Annotated in this window: 22 protein-coding genes; 7 read left to right on the top strand and 15 right to left on the bottom strand. The window is 66.0% G+C overall.

The annotated features are described in order from the left end of the window. The first annotated feature begins 119 nt into the window (after nucleotides 1-119). A complete protein-coding gene (locus ACO056_RS14365) occupies nucleotides 120-1,931 on the top strand; it encodes a hypothetical protein (RefSeq protein WP_421847888.1) in 1,812 nt (603 codons plus the stop codon). Here the strand turns inward: ACO056_RS14365 and ACO056_RS14360 are convergent. From ACO056_RS14360 to ribB, 11 genes are all read right to left on the bottom strand, one after another. Continuing rightward, nucleotides 1,912-2,805 carry an ATP-grasp domain-containing protein gene (locus ACO056_RS14360; protein WP_421847886.1) on the bottom strand — a complete coding sequence of 298 codons (894 nt, stop codon included), beginning with the start codon at nucleotides 2,803-2,805 and terminating at the stop codon, nucleotides 1,912-1,914. The two genes, ACO056_RS14365 and ACO056_RS14360, sit on opposite strands and share 20 nt — an antisense overlap. A 31-nt stretch (nucleotides 2,806-2,836) precedes the next feature. After that, nucleotides 2,837-3,091 (bottom strand): hypothetical protein, encoded by a 255-nt coding sequence (locus ACO056_RS14355; RefSeq protein WP_421847884.1) that lies wholly within the window; start codon nucleotides 3,089-3,091, stop codon nucleotides 2,837-2,839. Between the two features lie 18 nt (nucleotides 3,092-3,109). Beyond that, nucleotides 3,110-4,159 (bottom strand): LacI family DNA-binding transcriptional regulator, encoded by a 1,050-nt coding sequence (locus tag ACO056_RS14350; RefSeq protein WP_421847882.1) that lies wholly within the window; start codon nucleotides 4,157-4,159, stop codon nucleotides 3,110-3,112. Continuing rightward, complete coding sequence (gloB, locus tag ACO056_RS14345) at nucleotides 4,160-4,924, bottom strand: hydroxyacylglutathione hydrolase (protein ID WP_421847880.1); 765 nt, start codon at nucleotides 4,922-4,924, stop codon at nucleotides 4,160-4,162. 20 nt (nucleotides 4,925-4,944) lie between these two features. Next, nucleotides 4,945-5,355, bottom strand: coding sequence for a GFA family protein (locus tag ACO056_RS14340; protein WP_421847878.1), 411 nt, complete (start codon nucleotides 5,353-5,355; stop codon nucleotides 4,945-4,947). Nucleotides 5,356-5,458: 103 nt separating this feature from the next. Next, nucleotides 5,459-5,737, bottom strand: a complete 279-nt coding sequence (locus tag ACO056_RS14335) for a BrnA antitoxin family protein (protein WP_421847876.1) — start codon at nucleotides 5,735-5,737, stop codon at nucleotides 5,459-5,461. Beyond that, entirely contained in the window at nucleotides 5,730-5,978 is a 249-nt protein-coding gene (locus ACO056_RS14330) for a BrnT family toxin (RefSeq protein ID WP_421847874.1), read from the bottom strand. The genes ACO056_RS14335 and ACO056_RS14330 overlap by 8 nt, the downstream gene beginning before the upstream one ends. Before the next feature lie 122 nt (nucleotides 5,979-6,100). Further along, entirely contained in the window at nucleotides 6,101-7,807 is a 1,707-nt protein-coding gene (gene rpsA / locus ACO056_RS14325; protein ID WP_421847872.1) for a 30S ribosomal protein S1, read from the bottom strand. A gap of 210 nt (nucleotides 7,808-8,017) precedes the next feature. Continuing rightward, nucleotides 8,018-9,757 (bottom strand): methyl-accepting chemotaxis protein, encoded by a 1,740-nt coding sequence (locus tag ACO056_RS14320; RefSeq protein ID WP_421847870.1) that lies wholly within the window; start codon nucleotides 9,755-9,757, stop codon nucleotides 8,018-8,020. 217 nt (nucleotides 9,758-9,974) lie between these two features. Further along, nucleotides 9,975-10,394, bottom strand: a complete 420-nt coding sequence (gene ribH / locus ACO056_RS14315; protein ID WP_421847868.1) for a 6,7-dimethyl-8-ribityllumazine synthase — start codon at nucleotides 10,392-10,394, stop codon at nucleotides 9,975-9,977. A gap of 7 nt (nucleotides 10,395-10,401) precedes the next feature. Next, nucleotides 10,402-11,670 carry a 3,4-dihydroxy-2-butanone-4-phosphate synthase gene (gene ribB, locus ACO056_RS14310; protein WP_421847866.1) on the bottom strand — a complete coding sequence of 423 codons (1,269 nt, stop codon included), beginning with the start codon at nucleotides 11,668-11,670 and terminating at the stop codon, nucleotides 10,402-10,404. 260 nt (nucleotides 11,671-11,930) lie between these two features. Between ribB and ACO056_RS14305 the strand changes: the two genes are divergently transcribed. Both ACO056_RS14305 and ACO056_RS14300 read left to right on the top strand, forming a co-directional pair. Next, nucleotides 11,931-14,930, top strand: a complete 3,000-nt coding sequence (locus ACO056_RS14305) for a TonB-dependent receptor (RefSeq protein WP_421847864.1) — start codon at nucleotides 11,931-11,933, stop codon at nucleotides 14,928-14,930. A gap of 190 nt (nucleotides 14,931-15,120) precedes the next feature. Then, entirely contained in the window at nucleotides 15,121-16,635 is a 1,515-nt protein-coding gene (locus ACO056_RS14300) for an acyl-CoA carboxylase subunit beta (RefSeq protein WP_421847862.1), read from the top strand. A gap of 20 nt (nucleotides 16,636-16,655) precedes the next feature. On the opposite strand, the gene ACO056_RS14295 is transcribed toward ACO056_RS14300, so the two are convergent. The 3 genes from ACO056_RS14295 to ACO056_RS14285 all read right to left on the bottom strand — a co-directional run bounded on the left by ACO056_RS14295 (nucleotide 16,656) and on the right by ACO056_RS14285 (nucleotide 18,797). Next, on the bottom strand, nucleotides 16,656-17,495 hold the full coding sequence (locus ACO056_RS14295; RefSeq protein WP_421847860.1) for a hypothetical protein: 840 nt from the start codon (nucleotides 17,493-17,495) through the stop codon (nucleotides 16,656-16,658). Between the two features lie 88 nt (nucleotides 17,496-17,583). Beyond that, nucleotides 17,584-18,312 carry an anti-sigma factor family protein gene (locus ACO056_RS14290; RefSeq protein WP_421847858.1) on the bottom strand — a complete coding sequence of 243 codons (729 nt, stop codon included), beginning with the start codon at nucleotides 18,310-18,312 and terminating at the stop codon, nucleotides 17,584-17,586. Further along, entirely contained in the window at nucleotides 18,309-18,797 is a 489-nt protein-coding gene (locus tag ACO056_RS14285; protein ID WP_421855522.1) for an RNA polymerase sigma factor, read from the bottom strand. The genes ACO056_RS14290 and ACO056_RS14285 overlap by 4 nt, the downstream gene beginning before the upstream one ends. 82 nt (nucleotides 18,798-18,879) lie before the next feature. Here ACO056_RS14285 and ACO056_RS14280 point away from each other — a divergent pair, with 82 nt between their 5' ends. From ACO056_RS14280 to ACO056_RS14265, 4 genes are all read left to right on the top strand, one after another. Next, nucleotides 18,880-20,103, top strand: a complete 1,224-nt coding sequence (locus ACO056_RS14280; protein WP_421847856.1) for a S8 family serine peptidase — start codon at nucleotides 18,880-18,882, stop codon at nucleotides 20,101-20,103. Nucleotides 20,104-20,201: 98 nt separating this feature from the next. After that, on the top strand, nucleotides 20,202-21,185 hold the full coding sequence (locus ACO056_RS14275; RefSeq protein ID WP_421847854.1) for a PRC-barrel domain-containing protein: 984 nt from the start codon (nucleotides 20,202-20,204) through the stop codon (nucleotides 21,183-21,185). A gap of 129 nt (nucleotides 21,186-21,314) precedes the next feature. Next, nucleotides 21,315-22,757, top strand: coding sequence for a DUF1800 domain-containing protein (locus ACO056_RS14270; RefSeq protein WP_421847852.1), 1,443 nt, complete (start codon nucleotides 21,315-21,317; stop codon nucleotides 22,755-22,757). Nucleotides 22,758-22,759: 2 nt separating this feature from the next. After that, nucleotides 22,760-23,911, top strand: coding sequence for a DUF1501 domain-containing protein (locus ACO056_RS14265; RefSeq protein WP_421847850.1), 1,152 nt, complete (start codon nucleotides 22,760-22,762; stop codon nucleotides 23,909-23,911). A gap of 56 nt (nucleotides 23,912-23,967) precedes the next feature. Here ACO056_RS14265 and ACO056_RS14260 read toward each other — a convergent pair whose 3' ends face one another. Next, complete coding sequence (locus ACO056_RS14260) at nucleotides 23,968-26,355, bottom strand: TonB-dependent receptor (protein ID WP_421847848.1); 2,388 nt, start codon at nucleotides 26,353-26,355, stop codon at nucleotides 23,968-23,970. Between the last annotated feature and the right edge of the window lie 120 nt (nucleotides 26,356-26,475).

The following is a 26,475-nucleotide window of genomic DNA, read 5'->3' as shown; positions in this document are numbered from 1 at the left end:
TTAACTCTACCCTAAGGGTTTTCGCCTAGGTCCGGTCCCATGAAGAGGATCGGGACCGGGTGCGGGGCATGAGCCGCGGGCAATTTCGGAAGCTTGCGGCGCTGCTTCTGGCGTTGTTGATGGTAAGCTTTGGTGCCGGACGCGCCGAAGCCGCGAGTTGTTTCTACGCGACCTCGCAGGGCTCCACCGGGCCCGCCAACTGGAACTCCTACTGCTGGCTCGATTTCACGGGCTATAACGACACCGCCGCGCGATCCGCGGGCGGGCAGGCGATGTCCTACACGTTGCCCGACGGCACCGTGATGACCTTCACGCTCAAGATCACCGGTGCGGCGATCAGCGGCGCAGCGGCGCCTTCGTGGAGCGGTGCGGCCATCGGCAATACCGCGTTCCTCGGCATCGGCGGCCGCCCGATCCTTTACCAGAGCGCAGCCGGCACGACGACGGCGGTTATTTCCAACATCGTGCTGACCCCGCCCGCCGGGGTTTCGCAAATCACCAGCTACATGTTCGTGGCGGCTGATGGCGAATCCTCGAACGATGGCGAATCGCTAGGCTTCCAGACCAATGGCGGAAACTGGGTCGCGCTCGACAATGCAGGCCCGATCAGCGGTTCGCTCTATCCCACAAGTTCAGGGCTGGGCACCCAGACGTTCAATGTGACCGGCGTTGCCGGCACGGTGGGCGCGAATATCGTCGGTTCGAGCACCCCGACTTCGCTCACCACCACGATCCTTGGCGGCGGCCTGCAGGGTGTGATGTTTGCTGTGCGGTTCGCGTCGATCCGGCTCAATCTGCAACTGACCGGCGCGCGCGCGGCGGCGGCTGACCAGTTCACTTTCAACATCAACGCGACTTCCGGCGGCGCCACGCTGGCCAGCGGCACATCGAGCGGGACAGGCAATGGCCCGTTCTCTGCAGCCACGCTCACGACCGCTTCTGCGCTTCCGCTCACGCTGACGCAGGCGATGGCATCGGGCAGCGTGAACCCGCTCACCGATTACCGCTCCAGCCTGACCTGCACCAATTCGGTCAGTTCGAGCACGCCGCTGCCGAGCGGTGCGATCACCACCAATTACAGCTTCGGCGCGCTACAATTCGGCGATCTTGTCACCTGCACGTTCACCAATACGGTGTTCCCGCATCTCCAGCTGACCAAGGCGCTGGGGACCGGCGGGCGGCGGTTCAGCACCGATCAGTTCGTCATGCAGATCAACCAGGGCTCGACCACCGTGGCGACCACGACGACGACCGGAACGGCGAGCACGGTGACCAACGGGACGACGCCGCAAGTGCTGGTTTCGGCGGGAACGGCCTATGCCTTTACCGAGGTGGGTTCGGGCACCACGAGCCTCACCCAATATACCGCGGCGATGGCCTGCACGAATGCGTTCACCGGTTCCTCGACCACGCTGCCGAGTGCGGCGGGCGGCACGGTGACGCCGCAGATGGGCGACGTGATTTCCTGCACGATCACCAACACGCGCCGCACTTCGAACGCGACGTTGACGCTGGTGAAGACATCGAGCGTGCTTTCGGACCCGATCAACGGCTCGACCAACCCAAAGATGATCCCCGGCGCGATCGTGCAGTATTCGATCCTCGTTTCGAACACCGGACCGACGCCAGTGGACAGCAATTCGGTCCTGCTGATCGATTCGCTGCCGAGCCAGATGCTCGTCGGCACCGCCGCAACGCCGACGTTCACGCAAGGGACGCCGACAAGCGGGCTGACGTTCACCTCCAGCACCGATATCAAGTATTCGAACGCGGCCAGCGCGCCGACGACCTTTGCCGGCTGCACCTACACGCCGACGACAGCCTATGATGCGGCGGTGAAGTTCATCTGCGTGAACCCCAAGGGCACGATGACGGGATCGAGCGGCACGCCGCCCAACTTCACCATCTCGTTCAGGGCGCAGATGCAGTAAGCAGACGGCGCAGCCCGGCCAGCAGGCGGGGCCCCAGTTCCGGGCCTTGCAGCGGATAGAGGAACGGCTCGATCAGTTCGGCTTCCATGAGTAGCAGGCCGCCCTCGGGCCCGCGCACAAGGTCGATGCGGGCATAGAGCGGCGCGGGGAACGGGAGGCCGGCGATCACCGCCTGCGCGGTGGCAAGGTCCTCTGGCGCCGGGGTGACGGCGGTATCCCAGCCGCCATAGAGCGATTGCACGCGGTAGTCGCCGGGTGCGGGGCGCTTGATCAGGCCGTGGCTGAACTGGCCGTCGATGAAGATCAGCGAGTGCTCGCCTTCCTCGACAATGCCGGGAAGGAATGGCTGGACGAGCGCGGGATGGCCCATGCGCCAATCGGCGGCGGGAGGGTTGTCGCGCGTAAAGTCATACTGTCCTTCCGCTCCTGCGCCGACGCGGCGCTTGGCCACAACGCGGTCGCAGCTGAAGTGATCGAACGCGGCGAGAATGTCCTCGCGCCCCGGATTATCGAGCAAGAGCGTGGGGATGGTGGCGACACCGCGTTCGCCGAGCTCAGCCAGATAGCCCTTGTCGATATTCCAGCGCACCACTGAGGGCGCGTTGCAGACCGGCATGCCGAGCGCTGCGATGGCATCGAGCTTTGCCAGAAACGCCTCGCGATTGTCCCAGTAGTCCCACGGCGTGCCGATGATCACGGCATCGAAGCCGGCAAAGGCATCGAGCGGGGCCTGCCAATCGATATCGGTAACGCTTTCACCCGGGCGCAGCGCGGCGATGAACGCGGCCATCTGCTGATCGTGCTCGAAGGCATCGGCGCGGCGATCGGGAGCGCCGGGCAGCGTGGTGCTGCAGGCGAGGAAGGCGATGTTCATGGAAGGTCCTGAGTTGGCGTATGCGTCGGGATCAGTGGAATGCGGAGAGCCGCAGAACGGACGCCAGCGCGACGTAGGCGCTGGCGAGAAGGTAGAGCACTTCCGGAACGACCCCGAGGTTCACGCGCCTGCCCCGGCGGATCAGGACAAGCATGTAACCGGCCATGGCGAGGAACAGCACGATCTGGAGCTCGAGACGCCCTCGGGTTTCCGGGTAGGTGCTCAGCACGATGAGAATGCCGCCGATCAGCAGGATGTAGCAGGCGAGCCTGATGATGCTGAGCATGGGGCCAGGTGTTCTGGATCAGGGACGCGTTGAGCCGCGTACGACGAGGCGCACGGGCACCCGGCGCGGGGTCTCGGCCTCGCCCGCCATCGAGGCGAGTAGCCGCTCGACAAGAAGCGCGCCGGCGGTCTCGAAATCCGATTCGATCGTGGTGAGCGGCGGGGTCGACCACGCGCCCGCGCGCACGCCATCGAAGCCGACGATGCCGACCTGATCGGGCACGCGGTAGCCGCGATGGCCGAGTTCCTTGAGCGCGCCGAGCGCGATTTCGTCGCTCACCGCAAAGATGCCATCAAACACCTGGCCGCTCTCTGCCAGCGCGGCGGCGGCGCGGCGGCCTTGCTCCTCGCGCGGGAGGCCGCGTTCGATGCGCTGGAGCACGGGCTCGCGGCCCGCATCGCGCATGGCGGAGGCATAGCCGTCGTAGCGTTCCTTGAACTGGCGCTGGGGCGAAGTTTCCGAGCCGATGCACACGATCCGCTCGTAGCCGCGCACCAGCATGTGCCGCACGGCAAGCGCAGCGCCGGCTTCATTGTCGCTGCGCACCCACGGGAACGCATCGCTGGGCGCGCCCCAGCACACCCAGTTGGTGGCGGGATCGAGCTGGCCGAAATAGTCCCACGCGGGCGTGTTCTCGCTCGTGCCGATGACGATCATGCCATCGGCCTTGCGGCGCTCCTCGTAGTGGCCCCAGAAGTTCTCCGCGCTGTCCTGGAAGGAGACCAGCACTTCGTAGCCGCGCGCGGACGCGGCGGCGCAGGTGCTGCCGAGCAGCGCGAAGTAGAATGGGTTGAGGTCCTTGCGGTCCTGCCCGGCGCGGCAGATCATTACCACCGCGAGCGTACCGGTCCGGCCCCGGCGCAGGCGGGCGGCGTTTTCGTTGACCTGGTAGTTGAGCCGGGCAGCGGCGGCGATCACGCGCTGACGCGTCGGCTCGCTGATCGAGGTATCGCCCGCCAGCGCGCGGCTCACGGTCGACTGGCTGACGCCGGCTTCCTCCGCCACGTCGAACGAGGTGACGCGGGTGATCCGGCGGACGGCGGCAGGCGTGTCTGGGCTATCGGGCATCTAGCGGAAATTGTCCTTGGCGCTGCGCAGCGCGGCGAAAGTTTCCACCGCCGACGCGCCGCCCCAGCGGGCCCGAAGCGCCGGATCATCGGCGCGGAGGAAGGGATTGGTGGCAAGTTCGCGGTCCAGCCGGGTGGGCACGGTCCATTCCTGCCGCGCGCGCTTGTCGGCGATCTCGGCGGCGTAGGCGGCGAGCGCGGCGTTGTCCGGATCGGCGTGCACGGCAAACCTGGCGTTCGAGGCTGTGTATTCGTGCGCGCAGTACAGCGTGGTTTCGGGCGGAAGCGCCTTCACACGCAGCAGGCTCGCCCAGAACTGGTCCGGCGTACCTTCGAACATGCGCCCGCAGCCAAGCGCGAAGACGGCATCGCCGACGAAGGCGAGGGCAGCTTCGGGGAGGTGATAGGCGCAGTGGCCGAGGGTGTGGCCGCCGACATCGATCACGTGCGCGGCGTAAGTGCCGAAGGGGACGGTATCGCCGTGGGCGACGGTGCGGTCGATCCCGGCGATGCGCGCGGCTTCAGCGGCAGGGGCGATGATCGTGCAGCCAGTGGCGGCCTTGATCGCTTCGTTGCCGCCGGCGTGATCGGGGTGCCAGTGGGTGTTCCAGATCTGGGTGATCGTCCAGCCCCTGGCTTCTGCTTCGCGCAGATAGGCCGCGGCATCGGGCGTGTCGATGCACGCGGTCTCGCCGCTCGCGCTATCGTGCAGCAGATAGCCGTAGTTGTCGCTGAGGCAGGTGAACTGGTGAACTTCTAGGGTCATGCGGTCCTCAGGTGCGGCGCTCAGGTACGGCCACGCGGAAAATGAGCAATTGCGCCGGGGATGGCAACCCAGTGATGCCGGGTTTCCTCCCATACCGAACGGATCGGGGCAGGGAAGGCGGGATCGGCGAACAAGCCAACGGGGATGCCGATCGCATCCGGCTTCCCGCCCGAGCGCACCCACACGGTGGTGCCGCAGCGCGGGCAGAAGTGGCTGGTGAAGGGCTTGCCGCTGGTGCCGGTGCGGGTAAACGCGCTGGACCTGCCGCTGAGCGTGACATCGGCACCGTCGAAATAGGCGATGACGCCGAAGGGGCTGCCCGAACGCTTCTGGCAGGCGAGGCAGTGGCACGCGACAACCTGCTCGGCCGCAGCCGCGATATCGGCAGCGATATCCGCCGCGAGATCTCCACACTGGCACTCGGCGCGCATGTTCTCTCCCCCTTCGGCGCCATGCTTAGCGCGGCGCGGCGGCTAAAGCAAAAGCCCGCCCGGATCGCTCCGGACGGGCTTTCGGTAATCACGCTGGATCAGGTCAGGCCGGCAAAGCTGCGCGCAGAGCACTGTTCATGCGCGCCTGCCAGCCAGGACCGGTTGCACGCCAGCGTTCGAGCACATCGGGATCGAGCCGCAAGGTCACCGATTTCTTGCTGCCGGGCTTGTGGGTGCCGACCGGACGCCCGCGCTTGCCCGGGCCGAACGCCTCGCGGATATGCGCGGGGATCGCATCGCCCCTGAGTGCGCGTGCGAAATCGGCCTTGGTCCATTCGGGGTTCTCATCGTCAAAAATGACGGTGCGGTCTGGTTCAGACATATCGGCGCATCTCCTTGGCATGGGCGCGGCGCAGGCTGATCACGCGAATGGTTGACCCGCGCATCGTACCGGCAACGCAGCAGGCCTCTCCGTCGATGAAGCCGTAGAGCCGGAAGCGCGGCTCCGTGAAGCGATCATCGGCAATATAGGCCCTGACATCGAGTTCGGCAGCGCGGGCGAGCGAAAGGCCGTGCTTGGCGACGTTGGCCGCATCCTTTGCCGGATCGAACTCGATATCCACGAATTATATGTAGCTGCAATTATTTTTGCACGCAACGCAAAAGCCCGCCCGGATCGCTCCGGACGGGCTTTTGACAGGCCGGGAAGGCAAAGGCCGTGGCCCTTGCCCGCCGGAGGCTGGACTTACTGCTTGGCCTTGAGCGCGGCGCCGAGGATGTCGCCCAGCGAAGCGCCGGCTTCCGACGAACCGTACTGCTCGACGGCTTCCTTCTCTTCGGCCAGCTGGCGGGCCTTGACAGAGAAGTTGGGCTTCTTCGAGCGATCGAAGCCGATGACCATGGCATCGAGCTTCTGGCCAACCTGGAAGCGGTCCGGACGCTGCTCGTCGCGGTCGCGGCCGAGGTCGGTGCGCTTGATGAAGCCGGTCGCGCCGTCTTCGCCGGCCTGCACTTCGAGGCCGCCATCGCGGACTTCGAGGACAGTGACGGTGACGACTTCGCCACGGCGGAGCGAGCCTGCGCCGCCGGCCGAAACGCCGCCAGCCGCCGGAGCGCCCTTTTCAAGCTGCTTCATGCCGAGCGAGATGCGCTCCTTCTCGACATCGACGTCGAGCACGATGGCCGAAACCTGCTCGCCCTTGCGGTGCAGCGCCAGCGCGTCTTCGCCCGAGATGCCCCAGGCGATGTCCGACATGTGGACCATGCCATCGACGTCGCCGTCGAGGCCGATGAACAGGCCGAACTCGGTCGCGTTCTTGACTTCGCCCTCGACAGTCGAGCCGACGGGGTGCGATTCCGCGAAGGCTTCCCAGGGGTTCTGCTGAGCCTGCTTGAGGCCGAGGCTGATGCGGCGCTTGTCCGAATCGACTTCGAGCACCAGCACGTCGACTTCCTGCGAGGTCGAGACGATCTTGCCGGGGTGGACGTTCTTCTTGGTCCACGACATTTCCGAAACGTGGACGAGGCCTTCGATGCCTGCTTCCAGCTCCACGAAGGCGCCGTATTCGGTGATGTTGGTGACAACGCCGTGCAGCTTCGCGCCGACGGGGTACTTGGCGGCCACGCCATCCCACGGATCGCTTTCAAGCTGCTTCATGCCGAGGCTGATGCGCTGCGTGTCCTGGTTGATGCGGATGATCTGCACCTTCACGGTATCGCCGATGGCGATCACTTCGCTGGGGTGGTTGACGCGCTTGTAGCTCATGTCGGTGACATGGAGCAGGCCGTCGATGCCGCCGAGGTCCACGAACGCACCGTAATCGGTGATGTTCTTGACCACGCCGTCGATGATCTGGCCTTCCTTGAGGTTCTGGATCAGGCCCGAACGCTGCTCGGCGCGGGTTTCTTCCAGCACCGCGCGGCGCGAGACGACGATGTTGCCGCGGCGGCGGTCCATCTTGAGGATCTGGAAGGGCTGCGGCATGTCCATCAGCGGGGTCACGTCGCGCACCGGGCGGATATCGACCTGCGAGCCGGGGAGGAACGCCACGGCGCCGTCGAGATCGACGGTGAAGCCGCCCTTGACGCGGCCGAAGATCACGCCCTCGACGCGCTTGCCTTCGCCGAATTCGCTCTCGAGCTTGTCCCAGGCGGCTTCGCGGCGGGCGCGGTCGCGGCTGAGCATCGCTTCGCCATCGGCGTTCTCGACGCGGTCGACAAAGACTTCGACTTCATCGCCGACCGAAAGACCATGCGGCTGGCCGGGCATCGCGAATTCGCGAAGCGGCACGCGGCCTTCGCTCTTGAGACCGACGTCGATGACGGCCTTGTCGTTTTCGATGGCGGTGACGGTGCCCTTGACGACCCGGCCTTCAAAGCCGCCGTTTGCGGCGCCGCCGAGGGTTTCGTCGAGCATCGCGGCGAAATCGTCGCGCGTGGGATGAGATGCCATTGCTGGTAGTCCTGTTATCGCTGTTTCCGGCCAGGCGGTTGTCTCCGCCGGTCTTTCACCGAGCTTCCGCACCATGCGGACCCGGGGCAAGGGGCCGAACCATCTGCCGGGCCGAATGCCATGACAGATATCCGTCCGGAAGCACGCCCCCGTACGGACGTGCGGCCCCTATGTCAGGAACGGGTAAAAAGCAAGCTGAACCGCGCCGCTTCAGGCCGCGAGCGCATGCGGGCGCGCCGGGGCCTTGCGGGCCGATGTGCGGAAGCGGGAGACGGCGGCGGCAAGCTCGCCTGCCTCCTGCGCGAGCGAACGGGCGGCGGCGGCGGTTTCCTCGACCATGGCGGCGTTGCGCTGGGTCATCGTGTCCATGCCAGAGACGGAGACGCTGACCTGATCGAGGCTGGCGGACTGGTCATGCGTGGCGAGGGCGATTTCGCCCATGAGCCGGGCGAGGAGGCCCACCCGTCCCACCATCGCGCCGAGTGCCTCGCCGGTGCGGCCGACGAGCGAAACACCACCGGCAACTTCGCGCGAGCTGGTGGCGATCAGCGTGCGGATCTCGTTCGCCGCATCGGCGCTGCGCTGGGCGAGCGCGCGCACTTCGGTCGCGACGACGGCAAAGCCTCTGCCGGCATCCCCGGCGCGGGCGGCTTCGACCCCGGCGTTGAGCGCGAGCAGATTGGTCTGGAAGGCAATCGAATCGATGAGATCGACGATCCGCCCGATCTCCTGCGACGAGCGCTCGATCGCACTCATCGCCGCCATCGCCTCGCCGACCAGCAGGCCGCCGGCTTCGGCATCCTGCGTGGTCATGCCGATTTCCGCTTCGACTTCGCGCGTGCGGTTCGCGGTTGCAGACACCAGCGCTGCAACTCGCTGCATCGCTGCGCTTGATTCCTCGACGCTGGCGGCCTGGCTCTGGTTGCGGCTGGCAAGATCGCTCGACGCGCTGCGGATTTCGCCGGCGCCCGTGTTCACGCTGCCGGCCGTGGTGCCGACGCGGGACAGCACGCTGTCGAGCCGCTCGGCCGCGGCGTTGTAGGCGCCGCGCAGCGCCTCGTATTCGGCGGGGAAGGGGGCGGTGATGCGGTGGACGAGGTCTCCTTCGGCCAGTTGGCCAAGCGCGGTGCCCATTTCGGTGACGACCGCTGCCTGCTTGCGGGCATCCTCGCGCTGCGCTTTGGCCGCGCTGCGGAACACTTCGATCGCGCGGGTCATTTCGCCGATCTCGTCGCTACGGTGTTCGGTGCGGCGGCCTGCTTCCACATCACCGGCGGCCATCGCGGCCATTCCGTTTGCGGTTTCCGCCAGTGGATCGAGCACGTGGCGGTTCAGCAGGCGTACGGCGGTGAGAACGAGCGCCACTGTACCGGCGCCTGCAAGGCCCATGACCACAAGCAGCGCCGAGACAGTGGTCGTGCTGGCCGAGACGAGCGCATCGCGCGCTGTCATCGCATGCGAGGTGAGCAGCAGGATCGCGCTGCGTTCGCGGGCGAAAATGGCATCGAGCCGCTGCTTGCTGGCTGCAGCCGCCTGAGCATCGCTGTGTTCAAGCGCAGGCAGCAGCACCGCGTTGAGTTCCTGCCAGAACGCATCTGCTTCCTTTGCAACCGAGGTGCGCAGTTCCTCTGCCAGCGCCGGATCGACATCGTCCGACGTCCAGCGGGCAAGGCTGGCGCGGTACTGCTTTTCGAGGTCGGCGAGATCGGCGCGGTTCTGCGCCAGATGGGCCGGATCATCGATGGCCTGCCGCGCCTTGAGCGCCGGTTCCACGATGTAGAGCGGCGGGGGCAGGATATCGGCCGTGAAGCCGGTCACGCTGTCGATGCGGTTCTCCACCGTCCCGCCGACGCGAATGTGCTGCACGGCGAGGCCGATCAGCAGGAGAACCAGCGTCACCGTGCCAACCAGCGCCCAGCCGCCGCGGCGGCTCCGGATTCGGATGCTCATGGACTTGGACACTCCCCTGCTTGCACGGCCGCGCAACGGTTTGCGGCCAGTGTGGGCAGGGCATAGCGCGGTGTTGCAAACCAAAGGCTTGCGGGGTTCAGGCGGTGGATTGCCTAAGTCGGCAAAGCGCCATGTTAACGTTTGCAGCGCCGGAACCTGCCCAAAGGTGCAGGATTTACGATCCGGCAAGACTTGCCGGATCGGCTAGCGCCCGAGGTCAGGCGTAGCGAGACCGCAGCGCGAGGAGCGCGAGTGCTGCCTTGGCCGCCTCGCCGCCCTTGTCCTTCTCGGCCGGATCGGCACGGACGAGGGCCTGCGCTTCGTTTTCGACGGTGAGAATGCCGTTGCCGACCGCGAGGCCGTCCATCGTCAGCGCCATGACACCGCGCGCGCTTTCGCCCGCCACGATCTCGAAGTGATAGGTTTCGCCGCGGATGACCACGCCGATCGCGACATAGCCGTCGTACTGGCCAGACTGGTCTGCCAGCACGATCGCGCCGGGGATTTCGAGCGCGCCGGGGACAGTGACGACCTCGACCGCGTGGCCTTCGGCCTCCAGCGCAGCGCGTGCGCCGGCGACCAGCAGGTCGTTGAGATGATCGTAAAAGCGGGCTTCGACGATGAGAAAACGGGCCATGGGGGGCTTACTCCGCGGTGATCGGCTGTTCGCCGACAATGTTGAGGCCATAGCCTTCGATGGCGACGATATTGCGATGCGAATTGGTCAGCAGGATCATGTCGTGAATGCCAAGATCGGCAAGGATCTGTGCGCCGATGCCGTAGCTGCGCAGGTCCATGTCGCCGGTGCGGCCGGAGATCTCCGCCTGCAGTTGCTCGCTGCCGCCGGGCATGAGCAGAACGATCACGCCTGCGCCCGCCTTGCCGATCTCGCTCATTGCGCGCTGCAGGCTGCGCTTGCGCGGGCCGGGCTGACCGAGCACGTCGGAGAGGATCGAGATGCCGTGCATGCGCACCAGCGTGGGTACTTCGGGCCGCACGGCGCCCTTCTGCAGCACGAGATGGACCACGCCGTCGATCTTGTTGCGATACGTGCGGATGGTCCAGTCGCCGCCGTAGTCTGAATGGAATGGCTGCTGATCGACGCATTCGACCAGGTGATCGTGGCGGCGGCGATATTCGATGAGATCGCGAATCGTGCCCATCTTGAGGCCGTGCCGCCGCGCGAAGGGGACGAGATCGTCCATCCGCGCCATGGTGCCGTCGTCCTTCATGATCTCGCAGATCACGCCCGAGGGATTGAGCCCGGCAAGCCGCGAGATGTCTACCGCCGCTTCGGTGTGCCCGGCGCGGACAAGCACGCCGCCATCGCGCGCGATCAGCGGGAAGACGTGGCCCGGCGTGACGATGTCGTCCCTGGTCTTGGACGCATCGATGGCGACCGCCACCGTGCGGGCACGGTCGGCGGCGGAAATGCCGGTGGTGACGCCTTCACGGGCCTCGACCGAGACGGTGAATGCGGTTTCGTGGCGGGTGCCGTTGTTGCGGCTCATCAGCTCCAGGCCGAGCTGCTCGGTGCGGGTGCGGGTGAGGGTGAGGCAGATCAGGCCGCGGCCATGGGTGGCCATGAAGTTGATCGCATCGGGGGTCGCCATCTGCGCGGGGATGACGAGATCGCCCTCGTTCTCGCGGTCCTCGTCGTCGACCAGAATGAACATGCGCCCGTTGCGCGCCTCATCGATGATTTCCTCGATCGGCACGAGCGCAGGTGTATCGTCGTTTTCGCTGAGCACGCGTTCGAGCTTGGCGAGCGTATCGGCGGTGGGGTTCCAGCCGGGCAGGCCTGCATCGCGCAGGGTGTTGGCATGGAGCCCCGCGGCGCGGGCGAGGCCGGAGCGGGACATTCCGCCCTCGATGACGAGGCGGCGGATGCGGTCGATGAGTTCGCTGGACATGCCGTGCTTCTCTCACATCGCAATGTGATATGCAAGACGGGGTATCACATCGAGATGCGATTTCGCGAAGTTGATTCGCGATTCCAACCATTTCGGTCCGTCAAGGGTTGCTGCCGGGTCACACCTTGGTGCCACCTGCCGTTACGGAAAGGGCAAAATTTAATTGAGCGGTTGACAAGGCGGTTGTTCCGCTATGTTCTGTAGGCAGAAGGTCGACCCTCAAAAATGATGGGCGTCCGCTGAAGAGAGAGGACTTTGATATGAGGGGCAAACTTACCCTGCTCGCAGGTGTGTGCGCAGCAGCCGTGGCAACGCCGTCGTTCGCGCAGAATGCGCCGGGCGCAGTCGGCAGCGACAACGGCCCGGGTGTTCAGGAAATCATCGTGACCGCGCAGCGCCAGTCGCAGCGCCTGCAGACGGTGCCGATCGCGATCAGCGCGTTCACCAAGGAAAATCTCGACAAGCAGCAGATCAAGAATCCCTCTGATCTTCAGCTTTCGCTGCCCAACGTCACCTTCACAAAGACGAACTTCACTTCGTCGAGCTTCACCATTCGCGGCATCGGCGATCTGTGCACGGGCGTGACCTGCGACAGCGCGACCGCCATCCACCTCAACGACGCGCCGCTGTTCTTCTCGCGCCTGTTCGAGGGCGAATTCTACGATCTGGCGCAGATCGAAGTGCTGCGCGGGCCGCAGGGCACCCTGTTTGGTCGCAACGCGACTTCGGGCGTGGTCAATTTCCGCACCGCCAAGCCTGATCTCAACGGCTTTGCTGCTTCGGGCGAGGCCGAATACGGCAACTACAATTCGATCCGCGTGAAGGGCATGATCAACATTCCGCTCACCAGCACGCTGGCGGTGCGGGCAGCCGGCTTCTACCTGAAGCGCGACGGCTACACGAAGAACCTCTTCGACAACTCCAAGATCGACGACCGCGACATGTACGGTCTGCGCGGGTCGCTGACCTGGCAGCCGTCCTCTTCGACCACGATCGACCTCATGGGCCAGTACTTCCGCGAGAAGGACAGCCGCATGCGCATCCAGAAGCAGTACTGCCAGAACGATCCGACGGGTGTGCTGGGCTGCCTCAACACCACGCGCGGCACGGGCACGACCAACAGCAACGCGCTGCTCGCCGGCATCCTTCCCTCGAAGGAATTCTTCGCGATCCGCGGCCTGACTGCAGCGGGTCTCGGGCCGTTCGCGCTCGGCAGTGTCTATGGTCCCAGCCAGTATACCAACGAAAATCCGGCCGATCCGCGGGTGGTCAACACCGACTTCAACCCGACCTACTTCACCGAGGAAACCATCCTCCAGGGCACTCTCAAGCAGGATATCGGCGAGAAGCTGAGCCTGCGTGTCGAGGGTAACTACCAGAAGACGAAGGTCGATTCGTCGCAGGACTACAACCTGTCGGTGCTCAACCGTGCTGGTTTCGCTCCTGCACTCGGCGCGCTTCAGGCGGCGGGCGCGGGTGCGCTGGGCGCCGGCCTCAAGGCCTACCTGGGTCCTGTTGCCAGCGCGCTCATTCCGCAGGGCGCGGCAGGCCCGCTGTGCACCTCGGCGGCAGAGCCGACCGGCACCGGCGTCTACGGCGGCCACAGTGTGTGTGGCAACACGCCGCTTGACTTCGACCGTTCGAACCAGAGCCAGACGGCGTGGACGGCTGAAGCGGTGCTGACCTCGAAGTTCGATGGTCCGATCAACTTCCTGCTCGGCGGTATCTACGGCAAGTACAAGGTCAGCGAGAACAGCTACTACGTCGACTCGTTCGGGCTTGACTACTTTGCCGGCGTGGTCGGCGCAGCAACCGCGCTGGGCGCAGGCCTGCCGCCTGCGTATCTTGGCACGCCTGCCTATCGCAACAACGGTGCGACGGGTGACGGCTACCGCCTGACGACCTACGGCATCTTCGGCGAAGCCTACTGGAAGTTCAGCGACAAGCTCAAGCTGACGGCCGGTCTGCGCTACAACAACGACAAGAAGACGATCACCGCGCGTACGACGCTGTTCAACTTCCTTGTGCCGCATGGCAGCACCAATGCCTATGATTCGCCCTATATCGGTGGCTACGACGCCGATCCGGGTACGGCGGGCAACCAGCTGTTCCAGGTGCGTAGCGTCAAGTATGGTGAATTGACTGGTCGTGCCGTGCTTGATTACCAGATCACGCCGGACCACCTGATCTACGCTTCGTACTCGCGTGGCTACAAGTCTGGCGGTATCAACCCGCCGCTTTCGCCGATCTTCTCGGTGCCGGAGAGCTTCAATCCCGAATTCGTCAATGCGTTCGAAATCGGCTCGAAGAACAGCTTCGGCAACGGTGCGCTGCAGTTGAACCTCACCGGGTTCTACTACAAGTACAAGGATCTGCAGCTCTCGCGCATCGTGGCGCGTACGTCGGTCAACGACAACGTGAGCGCGAACATCTACGGTGTCGAGGCGGAAGCAATTGTCCGGCCGATCCGTCCGCTGACGATCAACATGAACTTCAGCTTCCTTCACACCCAGGTGTCGCAGGACAAGTTCCTGTCCAACCCGCGTGATTTCGGCGCAGGCCGCAAGGACGCGGTGATCATCAAGGACATCACCAACGCCGCGAACTGCGCGGTCGGCTCGAACTCGGGCAATGTTGCAGGGGTCAACGCGTTTGTTGCGGCAGCCAACGCTGCGATCAATGCTGGTATTCGTGATCCCGCGTATCCCGACGATCCAACTAAATACCTTGTCTACCCCGGCGCCGGGCTCAAGAACCCGACCGCCTTCCCGGCGGATGGTGGCATTGCCTCGACCGGCGCCTACAGCATCTGTTCGGTGCTGCAGTCGGTGGCTGATGCAACGGGCGGTGGTGCTCCGTTCGGCGGCGTGACCGTCTACTCGTCGGGTATCCCGGTCAACATCCGCGGCAACAAGCTGCCCGGCGCGCCGAGCGTGAAGTTCTCGGCCGGCGTGCAGTACGCTGCATCGATCGGTAACCTCACGCTGACCCCGCGCGTCGACCTCAACTTCACTGGCAAGTCGGACGGCACGATCTTCAACGGGGTGATCGACAAGGTTCCGTCGTTCACGCAGCTGAATGCCCAGATGCAGCTCGATGGTCCGGACAAGAAGTGGTTCATCCGCGGCTTCATCCAGAACATCACCAACGACAACTCGGTGACCGGTCTCTACGTGACCGATCAGTCCTCGGGTAACTTCACCAACGTCTTCACGCTGGAACCGCGCCGCTACGGCGTTGCCGCGGGCTTCAAGTTCTGATCGTTTGGGGGGAACCGGCCCGGCGCCCGCAGGGGTGCCGGCCGGTCTGAGGCGGGCGCCGGAAGGTAACTTCCGGCGCCTTGCTTTTTGCGCGGGACAAGCAGCAGCTCCGCGTGGTGGTCCGGGTTCTGCCGCCCCCTTTCGCCGGGGCGCCGGACATGTCACATCGCTAGGCGGGAGAGCGTGACCGATGAGCTGGCAAGCCGAAATCGATGAACTTCGCCGCCGCGAGGCGATGGCCGAGAAGATGGGCGGGGCCGACAAGGTCGCGCGTCAGCACGGCCGCGGCAAGCTCGATGCACGGGCGCGGATTGCCGGGCTGGTCGATGCAGGATCGTTCCGCGAAATCGGCAAGATCGCGGGCAAGGGCCACTACAATGCCGCTGGTGATCTCGTGGATCTCAATGCCTCGAATCTCATTTTCGGCCGCGCCAATATCGAAGGCCGCCCGGTCGTTGCTTCTGCCGATGATTTCACCGTGCGGGGCGGGGCAGCCGATGCTGCGATCCATCGCAAGTTCACCCAGTGCGAGCGGATGGCGCATACGCTGGGCATTCCGCTGATCCGCATGATCGACGGCACCGGCGGCGGCGGTTCGGTCCGCACGCTGGAGGAGATCGGCGCGACCTACGTGCCCGCGGTGCCGGGCTGGTCCGACGTCATCCGGAACCTCGACAGCGTGCCCGTGGTCGCGCTCGCGCTCGGGCCGACAGCGGGGCTGGGCGCGGCGCGGGTCGTGGCTAGCCACTATTCGCTGATGGTGAAGGGCCTTTCGCAGCTCTTTGCCGCCGGGCCTGCGGTGGTCGAGGCGCTAGGGGAGGCGAGCGACAAGGAAAGCCTGGGCGGCAGCGCGATCCACACCCGCAACGGCGTGGTCGATGATGAAGTGGCAAGCGAGGCCGAAGCCTTCCAACGCGCGCGCCGCTTCCTGTCCTACCTGCCCAGCCGCGTCGGCCAGCACGCTCCCCGGACCGAACCGCGCGATCCGGCGGACCGGCGGGAGGACTTCCTGCTCTCGGCTGTCCCGCGCGATCCCAAGCAGGTCTATTCGATGCGCAAGGTGGTCGAGGCCGTGGCCGACAAGGGCAGCGTGTTCGAAATGGGCCGCCAGTGGGGCCGCGCCGCGATCACCGCTTTCGCCCGGTTCGATGGCTGGCCGGTGGCGCTGCTCGCCAGCGATCCTTCGTTCCTCGGCGGATCGTGGGAAGCGCGCACTTCGGAAAAGGTGGAGCGCTTCGTCAAGCTGGCTGATCAATTCCGGCTGCCGATCATCCATCTGGTCGACAATCCCGGCTTCATGATCGGCATCGCTGCCGAAACCAGTGGCACAATCCGCTACGGCGTTCAGGCGATGAACGCGATCTACCGCGCGACTGTCCCTCTAGCCTCGGTCATCGTGCGGCGCGCCTATGGCATTGCAGGCAGCGCGATGAGCAATGCCGACGCCTTCCAGTACCGCTTCGCCTGGCCTTCGGGTGATTGGGGCAGCCTGCCGATCGAGGGCGGGATCGAAGTGGCCTACAAGTCCGAGCTTGAGCAGGCAGAAGATCCCGCCGCGCATCTCGCCGCGATCCGTGACCGGCTGAACAAGGTCCGCTCGCCCTTCCGCACGGCCGAGCACTTCGGCGTCGAGGATATCATCGATCCGCGCGATACCCGCCCGCTGCTATGCGAGTTCGCCGAACTTGCCTGGGCGAAGCTCTGAGCTGGAGGAAGGGCGGCGCTTCAGAAGCCGGCGCCCAGGCGCACGCCTAGTTTCAGATCGGGCGCACCCCGGCTCAGGCCGGCATCGCCTTGCAGGCCCAGTTGCAGGTTGCGGCCCAGGCCGACACCCAGTCCCACGCCGACGCTCTGGCGATCGGCCAAGGCGCGTGAGGCCGATTGCTCGTACGAGTAGGAGACCGTAGCCGACGTCCGCGAGGACAGCGCAAGCCGCGTGCCGGCAGAGGCTGCGACCGTGTTGCGCACCGCAAACCCATCGGGCTTGCCGACGAGCGTATAGGACACTGCCGCAAACGGGGTGATGCCTCCGCGCAAGGGACGGGCGATCTGGGCATTCACCGCGTAATCGACTTTGCCGGTGCCAAGGCCCTTGCTGCGCGAGGCGGTCGGCAACTTTAGCCCCGCGCCGACCGATGCGATGAAGCCTGCCGCAGGCAGATCGTAAGCCGCCTCGATCACCGCATCGCCAATCCCTTCGCGCCGGGTGCGCACGGTCTGGTTCGTGGTACTGCCCAGCAGCGGAGTGCCGAACAGGCCGCCCTGGCTGACGACCACGTCGATCGGGGCGGTTGTCCGCACGTAGGGAAGCGCGGCGGCCAGCCTTACCCGGCCCTTGCGGAGGCCGATGCCGATTCTGGCCGAAGCGGTTTCGACCTTGGCGTTGCTCCCGTAGTTTCCTTCCTCGTAATCGGCCCCGCCAAAAATCTCGGCGGACGTAGTGCTGTGCGGATCGGCTTGCTGGGCCGGAGCGGGGAGCGTCCGGGTCTCCTGCGCGGCGGCGGGTGAGCACAGGGGCAGGGCGAGCACGGCGGTGAGAAGGTTTGAAATCAGAATCTTGCGCATGGCTGCCTCCACGAGGTGTCGGCCGGGATGGCCGTGCTTTCGTGGCGACAACGAACGCCGCGCGCCGCTTAATCCCCTTCGGCCGCGCTTATTTCTGCCATCCGCGCGCCTTTGCTTCCTGTTCCTGCGCGGCATCGAGTGCGCCATCGGGCGCCATGTCCTGCGCCATGGCCATCAGTGCGGCATCGGCGCTGCCCGCTTGCCGGTAGTCGTTTGAGGGCCCGGCCGCCGCGCCGAGCACTTTGCGCAATTGCCAGCCTCGTTCGTCATGACAGGCAATTCCCGCCTGCGCCGCTCCCGAGAAAGCGCGGCAATACGTGCCGGTGCCGTCCTTGAAGCTGAGCAGGATGCGCGTCTGCGTTGCGCCCGGGGTGCTCGCAGAAAGCTGGTTCCCCAGTGCCTCCGCGAGCGGGCCAGTGGCGTAGGCGGGTCCGGTGTCTTGATGCTTTGGCAGCAGGACCACCAGAGCCAGCGAAGCGGCAAGCGCAGGGGCGGCTATCCACGCCCAGCGCCGCCAGCTGGCCTGCCGCTGGTCCGGCAGGCTCGGCGATTGCTTGCTTGCCCGCGCCAGCCGCGCTGCGGCGAGATCGATCACTTGAGCTTGCGGAGCCTTCAGGGCCGCTGTGAGCCGATCCGGGATCGGCGCGTCCATGATCGGGGCGAAGTGTGCGGATAGCTGCGCGCGCAGCGCGCGATGCTGCGCAACTTTTCGCGCAAGGTCAGCGTCTTGCGCGACGGCCTTGGCAATTTCCTGCGCCTCGGCTTCGGGAAGTTCGCCATCGGCAAAGGCTGCGAGCTGTTCGGGCGTGATCGTCATGGTGTGGTTCCCAGCAAAGTGAGCAGGGCATCGCGGCCGCGCACAAGGCGCGAGTTGAGCGTGCCTACAGGGCAGCCGACGATCTCGGCGGCTTCCTTGTAGGAGTAGCCTTCGACCATCACCAGCAGCACCGCCTCGCGCTGTTCGGCGGGCAGGCGGGCAAGGGCGCGATCGATGTTGCCGAGCTCGACGACAGCTTCCTGATCGCCGTTGGCGCCGACAGCCATGCCGCTTTCCTCATCGACAAAGGTCTGCCACCGGCGCGAGCGCGAACGGGTTTCATCAATCCAGATGTTGCGCATGATCCTGAACATCCAGCTATCGAGCCGCGTCCCCTCCAGCCACTGATCGCGGCGGACGAGCGCGCGCTCGATTGTCATTTGGCACAGATCGTCGCCATCGGCCTGATCGCGTGCCAATCCGCCCGCAAACCGCCGCAAGCGCGGCAGGAGCGTCAGGACTTGCGATTCAAAACTTTCGGCCAGCTTTCTGCCCTTCCATGGATGAAACGCTCGCCCCCCTTCGTTTAATCCGCAGTTCAGCCAAAAGAATCAAGGTACCAACCTCATGCACCTGCGCCTGCTCGCTCCGCTCACGCTGGCCATGGTTGCCGCTCCGGCTGCAGCCCAGCTCGGCCTGCCTGTGATCGACCAGACGCTTGGCCGGGTGAAGGGCGGCCTCGACAGCCTGGTCGACCGGACTGTCGGCACCAGCCTCGATGCAGTGCAACGCCTCGCCTCGGTACGCACCGAGCGGCTGGAACGGCTGGTGCGCGATCACCGAGACGCGATCGAGTTCGATGCCGATGGTCAGCCCGCGCGGCACGGCGAACTTCTGCTCGAAGGCGCCGATGATGCATCCATCGCGCGGGCCGTGCAGGCCGGTTTCACGCTGATCGCGCGGGAGGACGTCCCCGACCTTGGCTTCTCGGTGGTGCGCCTCGGGGTGCCAGCGGGCCGATCGCTGGCGCGCGCGCAGCGGGAACTGCGCGATCTGCTGCCGGAGGTGACCATCGCGGCGGACCAGCTCTACCTCGAATCGGGCGCTGCGGCTGCGGGTGCTACTGGAAAGCCGGGTATGCCCGCTGTAGCCGTTTCAACGCGGATCGGGGTGATCGACGGCGCGCCCGGCTCGGCCGCGCCAGTTGCTGCCATGCGCGGCTTTGCTCGCGGCGCGCCGTTTCCGAGCGATCATGGCAGCGCGGTCGTTTCGCTGCTGCGGCAGGCGGGCGGCGCCAACATCGTGGCGGCCGATGTCTATGGCACCGATCCGGCGGGGGGCAATGCCATGGCCATCGCGCAGGCGCTGGGCTGGATGGTCGCGCAGCAGGCGCGGATCGTCTCGATCAGCCTCGTCGGCCCGCGCAATCCGGTGCTGGAGCGGGCAATCAAGGCGGCTCAGGCGCGCGGCGCCGTGGTGGTCGCGGCGGTGGGGAACGACGGCCCGGCCGCGCCGCCCTCGTTTCCGGCGTCCTATCCCGGTGTGCTCGCCGTCACGGCAGTCGATGGGCGCGACCGGGCGTTGATCGAGGCTGGCCGGGCGCTGCATCTCGATTATGCCGCGCCGGGCGCCGACATGCTGGCGGCAAACGCTGCCGGCGTGTGGAAGCCGGTGCGCGGTACGTCGTTCGCGGCGCCGCTGGTTGCGGTGCGGGCGGCCCATGCGGTGGGTAGCGCAGGAGCGCGCTGGCAGACAGAGCTAGACAGGGAAGCGCGCGATCTGGGCCGCCGGGGGCCGGATCCGGTCTTCGGCCGCGGGCTCCTTTGCGGCCTTTGCCGGCGCACGCGATAATATTTTTGCCAGCGATGGATTAAACCCCAAATCCCGCCCGTTTCCTTTTCACGCGGCACGAAGCGATCGTGTCCGCACCGGAACGAAAGGGAATTGCCATGAAGATCATTCTCGCATCGACCACCGCGCTGCTCCTCACCATCGTGCCCGCGCATGCCCAGCTTCTCGGCGGTGGCGGATTGGGCGGAGCGCTGAGCGGAACGCTGGCCGGCTCGCTCGGCGGCACCCTGAATGGGCCCGGCAGCATTGGCTCGACGTTTGATACTGTCCGCTCGCCCGCGGACACCGTCGGGACTGCGACACGTGCGACGACCAGGTCCAGCACTCGCACCGCGGGCAGCCAGAGCGTCAATCCGAAGAGCGGTGCGGTTCACGCCGATCGCAGCGCCAATGCCAGCCTGACCGGGGCGGCCGCGCAAGCCGCTAGCGCGCCGGGACAGATGATGTCCGGCACGGCATCGGGCTCTGCAATTGGTCGTGCTTCCGGTAGCGCCGACGCGCAGCTCCTCGGCACCGATGGACTTACCCAGACCGCTAGCGGGGCGCTCACCACCCCCCGCAGCACGGCGCTCGATACGGCGACGTCCGCACGCAGCGCGGCTCTCGATGCCGCCAAGACCACGCGCAGCGCGGCGCTTGATACGGCCACCACTGCGCGCAGCACGGCTTTCGATGTTGCCAAGACTGCGCGCAGCACGGCGTTTGGCGCCGCGACGACTGCACGCGGCAGCGCCAGCGGACTGCTTTCCGGCGCGTCGGGCAATCTGGCCGCTGCGGGCAGTCTGGCGGCGGCTGGCAACGGCGCCTTTGCAGTGAGCCGCGGGATGCCTGTTCTGAGCCCTGACGGCAGCCGCCTGGGCAAGGTCCGCAGCGTTGTCACCGATGCTCGCGGGCAAGTCGAGGCGGTGCTGGTCAAGGTCGGCGGTGCAACCACGACCCTGCCGGCCGCCAATTTCTCGGGCCAGGGAAATGCGCTGGTTTCGGCAATGGGCAAGAGCCAGATCGAGAGCCAGCAGCAGGCCGCCAAGCCGGCCTCCATGCAGGCCCCGAAGACGGCACCCAAGCAGGCCCCGAAGCCGTAACCCGGATATGGAGGCTTCGCTGCTGCAAGGCAATTGCGGCAGCGAGGCCTCTGTTTTTTATGGAATTTGATCTTTGATAGCGCGGATCAGACAGCCTTCGTACATCTGCGCTGGTGCATCAGAAGGGGCATGTCGGCTCAAGTCATCTCTCGTGCTGCCATCGCGCTCAACCGCTTCGGGCTTGGGGCGCGACCGGACGATTCGCCCCCGCTCGACCCGCCCGCGTTTCTGACGCAGCAATTCGAGCGTTATGCGCCCGCACCGGACGCATTTGCCAAGCTGCCCGAAGCGGGCATTCTGGTGCAGAACTATCAGGCTGATCAGCGCGCGCGCCGTGAAGCAGCGGCGATGCCGCAAAGTGGCAGCAGCGGCAGCGGTGAACAGCAGGCGCCGCAGCTGCAGCAGGCGCTCGCCGCCCGCAAGGACGATGCCCAGCAGATTCGCGCCTTGTTTCGGCAGGCTGTGCAGGCCCGCATGGCTAGCGCGCTGACGACCGATGCGCCGTTCGTGGAGCGGCTGGTGCATTTCTGGTCGAACCATTTCTGCGTCTCTGCCGACAACCCGCAAGTCACCGCATTCGCCGGCGCCTTTGAGCGCGACGCGATCAGACCGCATGTTCTTGGTCGGTTCGAGGACATGCTGATGGCGGTCGAGCAGCATCCCGCGATGCTGCTTTACCTCAACCAGAACCAGTCGATCGGACCCGATAGCCCTGCCGCCCAGCGCGCGAGCCTGCATGGCGGCAAGGTCCGCGGCCTGAATGAAAACCTCGCGCGCGAGATCATGGAACTGCACACGCTGGGCGTGCGCACCGGCTATACGCAGGGCGATGTGACCGAGTTTGCGCGGGCGCTGACCGGCTGGTCTGTCGATGGTCTCGGCGCGCGCGGCAGCCGGGACGGTGACGACACGGTCGGCTTCCAGTTCAAGCCTCAGGCCCACGAACCGGGTGTCCGCACCGTGCTCGGCAAGCGTTACGCGCCTGGCGGCGAGGAGCAGGCAGGTGCCATGCTTGGCGATTTTGCGCGGGCGCCGCAGACCGCCACGCATATCGCGACCAAGCTCGCCCGCCATTTCGCGGGGGACGTGCCGCCGCCCGCGCTCGTGGGGCGGCTGGCAGAGAGTTTCGCCCGCACGCGGGGGGACCTGAAGGCGCTTTATGGGGTGCTCATCAATAGCCCGGAATGCTGGGAGCCCGGCGCGGTCCGGTTCAAGTCGCCGTGGGAGTGGACCGTATCTGCGCTGCGCGGCCTTGGGCGCACCGATCCGGGGCAGCTGACGATCGAAGGAACGCAGCAGCAGCTCGGCCAGCCGGTATGGAAGCCGGGATCGCCTGCGGGCTGGGACGACACGTCCGCGACCTGGGCTGCGCCTGACGCGCTTTTGCGGCGCGTGGAATTGGCGCAGCGCCTGGCGGCGCAGACGGCGGGTACGCTTGATGCGCGAAGCCTGGCGCCAAAGCTGCTGCCCGGCTCGCTTTCGGCAGCCACCGCCCAGCAGATCGAGCGAGCGGAGAGCCCGGCGGTAGCACTCGCACTGCTGCTCGTTTCGCCCGATTTCCTGAGGAGATGACTATGTCGGATATCCTGCTGGCAAGGCGCCGGTTTCTGACGGTTTCAGCGGCGGGCGCGGGCGCGATGATGGTCGCGCCGCAGATGCTGATGGCGACGGTGCCGACCGAACACCGGTTCGTGTTCATCATCCAGCGCGGCGCGGCGGATGGGCTCAACATCGTCGCGCCTTATGGCGATCCTGACTATGCCCGCCTGCGCGGTGCGCTCGCGCTCGATGCGGCGCAAGGCACCCGGCTCGATGGGCATTTCGCGCTGCACGGCGCGCTTGCGCAAGTCGGGCAAATGTACGCGCAGGGGCAGGCGCTGTTCATCCATGCGGTCGCCTCGCCCTATCGCGACCGCTCGCATTTCGACGGTCAGAACGTGCTCGAAACCGGGGGCGCGCAGCCTTACGCGGTGAGGGATGGCTGGCTCAACCGGCTGGTCGGGCTGATGCCGCGCGCCCGGGAAAAGGCGATCGCGATTGCCGCGACGGTTCCCCCGGCGCTGCGCGGGCCGGTGGTGGTGGAGAGTTACGCGCCTTCCACGCTCGTCCCGCCCTCGGATGACCTGATGGAGCGCGTCGGCCTGCTCTATGGCGGCGATGCGCAACTGCATCCGCTGTGGACGGCGGCGCTTGCCGCACAGCAGGCGGCGGCCACAAGCGCGGCGCGGCAAGACCCGGCGGGGCTGGGCAAGCTCGCCGCGACGTTTCTGAGCAAGCCAGACGGCCCGCGCATCGCGATGCTGGAAACCGGCGGGTGGGATACGCACACGGCACAGCAAGGCCGGCTGGCGGCGCAGCTGAAAGCGCTCGACACGATGCTCGCATCGCTGCGGGAAGGGCTTGGCCAGGCCTGGGACAACACGACCGTGCTCATCGCCACGGAATTCGGCCGAACCGCCGCCGCAAACGGCACTGGCGGTACCGACCACGGCACGGGATCGGTTGCCATGCTGGTCGGCGGAGCGGTGAAGGGAGGCCGGGTCGTCGCCGATTGGCCGGGGCTGGCGCCCGCGCAACTTTACGAAGGCCGCGACCTCAAGCCGACACTTTCGCTGAACGCCTTGATTGCCGGCGCCGCCGCGGAAAGTCTCGGCCTTGCCCCCGACCAAACAGCGCGAGCGCTGTTCGGGGCCGGGACTGTGCCGATGACGGGCCTGTGCCGTTAGCGGGGCGCCCGCTCCGGACGCCCCGCTTCAAGCCAATTCCCCTCAGGCCCGCAGAATCAGCGGAATGAACCGGTGAGCATGACGCCGATGATGCGCGGATCATTGTAGATGCCCGCCCGGTAGTTCGACGTATCGATCACGCCGATCAGGTTCTTCCGGTTGGTGAGATTGCGGGCAAACGCGGCCAGCTCGTAGCGACCGAAGGCATAGCCGATCTTGCCGCCCAGTTCGTAGTTGCCGTCTGCCTGGTACTCCACCGTGCGGTACAGCACGAAGTTGGTCCGGCCCTGCAGATTGAAGTCGCTCGCAACGAAAAGCTTGCTCTCGCCGCCAAGCGGGAAATCGTAGCGGGCGCTGAGGTTGAGGTTGTAGTCAGGCGCGTTGGGGAAGGGGTTGCCATCGACCAGAGCGAAGACGCTGCTGCCCACGCGCACTGTCGGATTGAGCACCGTTTCCGATAGCACGCCGCGCGCCGCGCCGACCTGCGCGTAGACATTAGGCGCGTTGATTTCCGTGTGCAGGATGCTGAGGCCGGCGTTCAGCTGCAGGTTGCGCACCGGCTTTGCCGAAAGCTCTGCCTCGATGCCGTAGCCCTTGCCCCGGTCGCCGTTGAACAGCACGCCGTTGCCATTGCTGTCGTTGCCGTTCAGCTGGATGCTGTCGACGGTGTAGTAGAACCCGGCCACGCTGAAGTTGAAGCGATCGCCCAGCGGGGCGGCCTTGAAGCCGATCTCGTAGCTGGTATTCTTTTCGGACTTCGCGGTCGAGTAAGCCGAGGCAAACACGGCCGAGCGTCCCTGGATCGTCGGCCCGCGGAAGCCCCGCGCATAGCGGGCGTAGACGCTTGCTTCCGGCGAGATCTTGTAGAGCAGGCTCGCATCCCAGCTCGGCTGCGTGTCCGAAAGCCGGCAATCGACTGCAGCGCCGCAGGCGTAAGACGAAGTCGGTGCAGTGGCGGGCACGGTCAGCTTGGTGAAGTTCGGGTTCTGCAGCAGCTGCGTGCTGCGGATATCGTTGGTGACCCGCGCGCCGGCGGTCAGGACAAGCTTCTGCGTCAGGTCGTAGCTTGCCTGCCCGAACACTGCCCAGCTGGTGTTGGCATTGCGCAGGACCACGAAGTTGTTGGGGTTCGGATTGGTGCCCAGTACGTTGCTGGTGAGGAAGAACGAGCGCTGCGCAAATTCGGTGCGATCGCGCGCATCGAAGTAGATGCCGCCGAACTGCCACTTGAACCGGCCCTGGTCCGGGCTGGCGAGGCGCACTTCCTGGCTCCATTGGTCAAGCCCGCGCAGACGGCCCTGCGACTGGCCGCAGCCGAACGCGCAGATGTTCGGGGCGGTGCCGCCGAAATCCGCTGCAGCGCCGCCATCCGTATCGCCCCGGCTGAAGCCCGAGGCATGTTCCCACGCGGTGATCGAGGTCAGCGTACCGAAGCCGAGATCGACGTCCGCCTTCAGCGAGACACCGTGCGTCTTGTAGGCCTGCGGGTTGTTGTTGGCTTCGTCGTACGACACGATCCGGCGGTCGAACGAGTCCGGCACCGCGCGCGTGCCCTGCTGGATCGAGCCGCGATAGAAGATCGATGCCGTGCCATCATAATCGCGCACATGCCCGGACAGGCGCAGGGTGACGGTGTCGCTGGGCTTGGCGAGGATCTGCAGCCGCCCGTCGCGTTCCGTGAAGCCGCCCATCACATTGCGGCCCGGCACCGTGCCGTCGTCCGACGGGCCGGTGTAGACGTTGCTGATCCAGTTATCACGGTGCTGGTAGAGCCCCGAGAGGCGGAAACTGAGGGTGCCGCTGCTGTTGAGCGGGCCGCCAACGCCGGCATCGGCGTTGACGCTGTTGAAGCGGCCAAAGCTGAACGAGCCTTGCCCGCGCCACGTCGCGCTGGGCTGCACCGTATCGAACTTGACGATACCGGCAGTCGTGTTGCGCCCGAACAGCGAGCCTTGCGGGCCCTTGAGGACTTCGACTTGCGCGATGTCGAACGCGGGATTGGATTTGAGGACCACGTGCTCGCCGATCACGTCGTCCTGGATGATCGATACCGGCTGCGAGGCGCCGAGGTAGAAGTCGATGTTACCAAGGCCGCGGATGTAGAAGCGCGGGAAGATGCGGCCAGTCGTCGATTCGACATAGAGCCCCGGAACCCGGCCGGAGAGCGACAGCAGCGTATCCGCACCGGCGGACTGGTAGTCCTTGAGCGAATCGGAGCCGAGGACCGAGACGGTGACCGGGACGGCCAGCGTATTTTCGGAACGGCGCTGGGCGGTCACGACGATCGGGCTGTTTTCATCAGCGGCGCTATCAGCGGCCGGGGCAGCGGCCGGGGCAGCGGCCGGGGCAGCGGCCGGGGCAGCGGTTTGTGCCCGGGCGACCGGCGTCATCGTGGTCATCGCCGCTCCGGCGAGAAGCAGGCCGATCGTGAAATTGCGGTTCATGGCTGGTTTGTCCCTCATCGGCGGAAGTCTGTTTGCTTCCGGTGTGCGGGCGGCTCCTGACAGCGCAACAAGTCAAAACTGCGACAGTTATGTCTGGAATCATTTGATTTTACGAGGTTA

This window comes from Novosphingobium sp. (assembly GCF_965228995.1).
GTDB lineage: Bacteria > Pseudomonadota > Alphaproteobacteria > Sphingomonadales > Sphingomonadaceae > Novosphingobium.
Note: the sequence above shows the minus strand (reverse complement) of the source record. Positions and strands in the feature narration are given on the sequence as shown.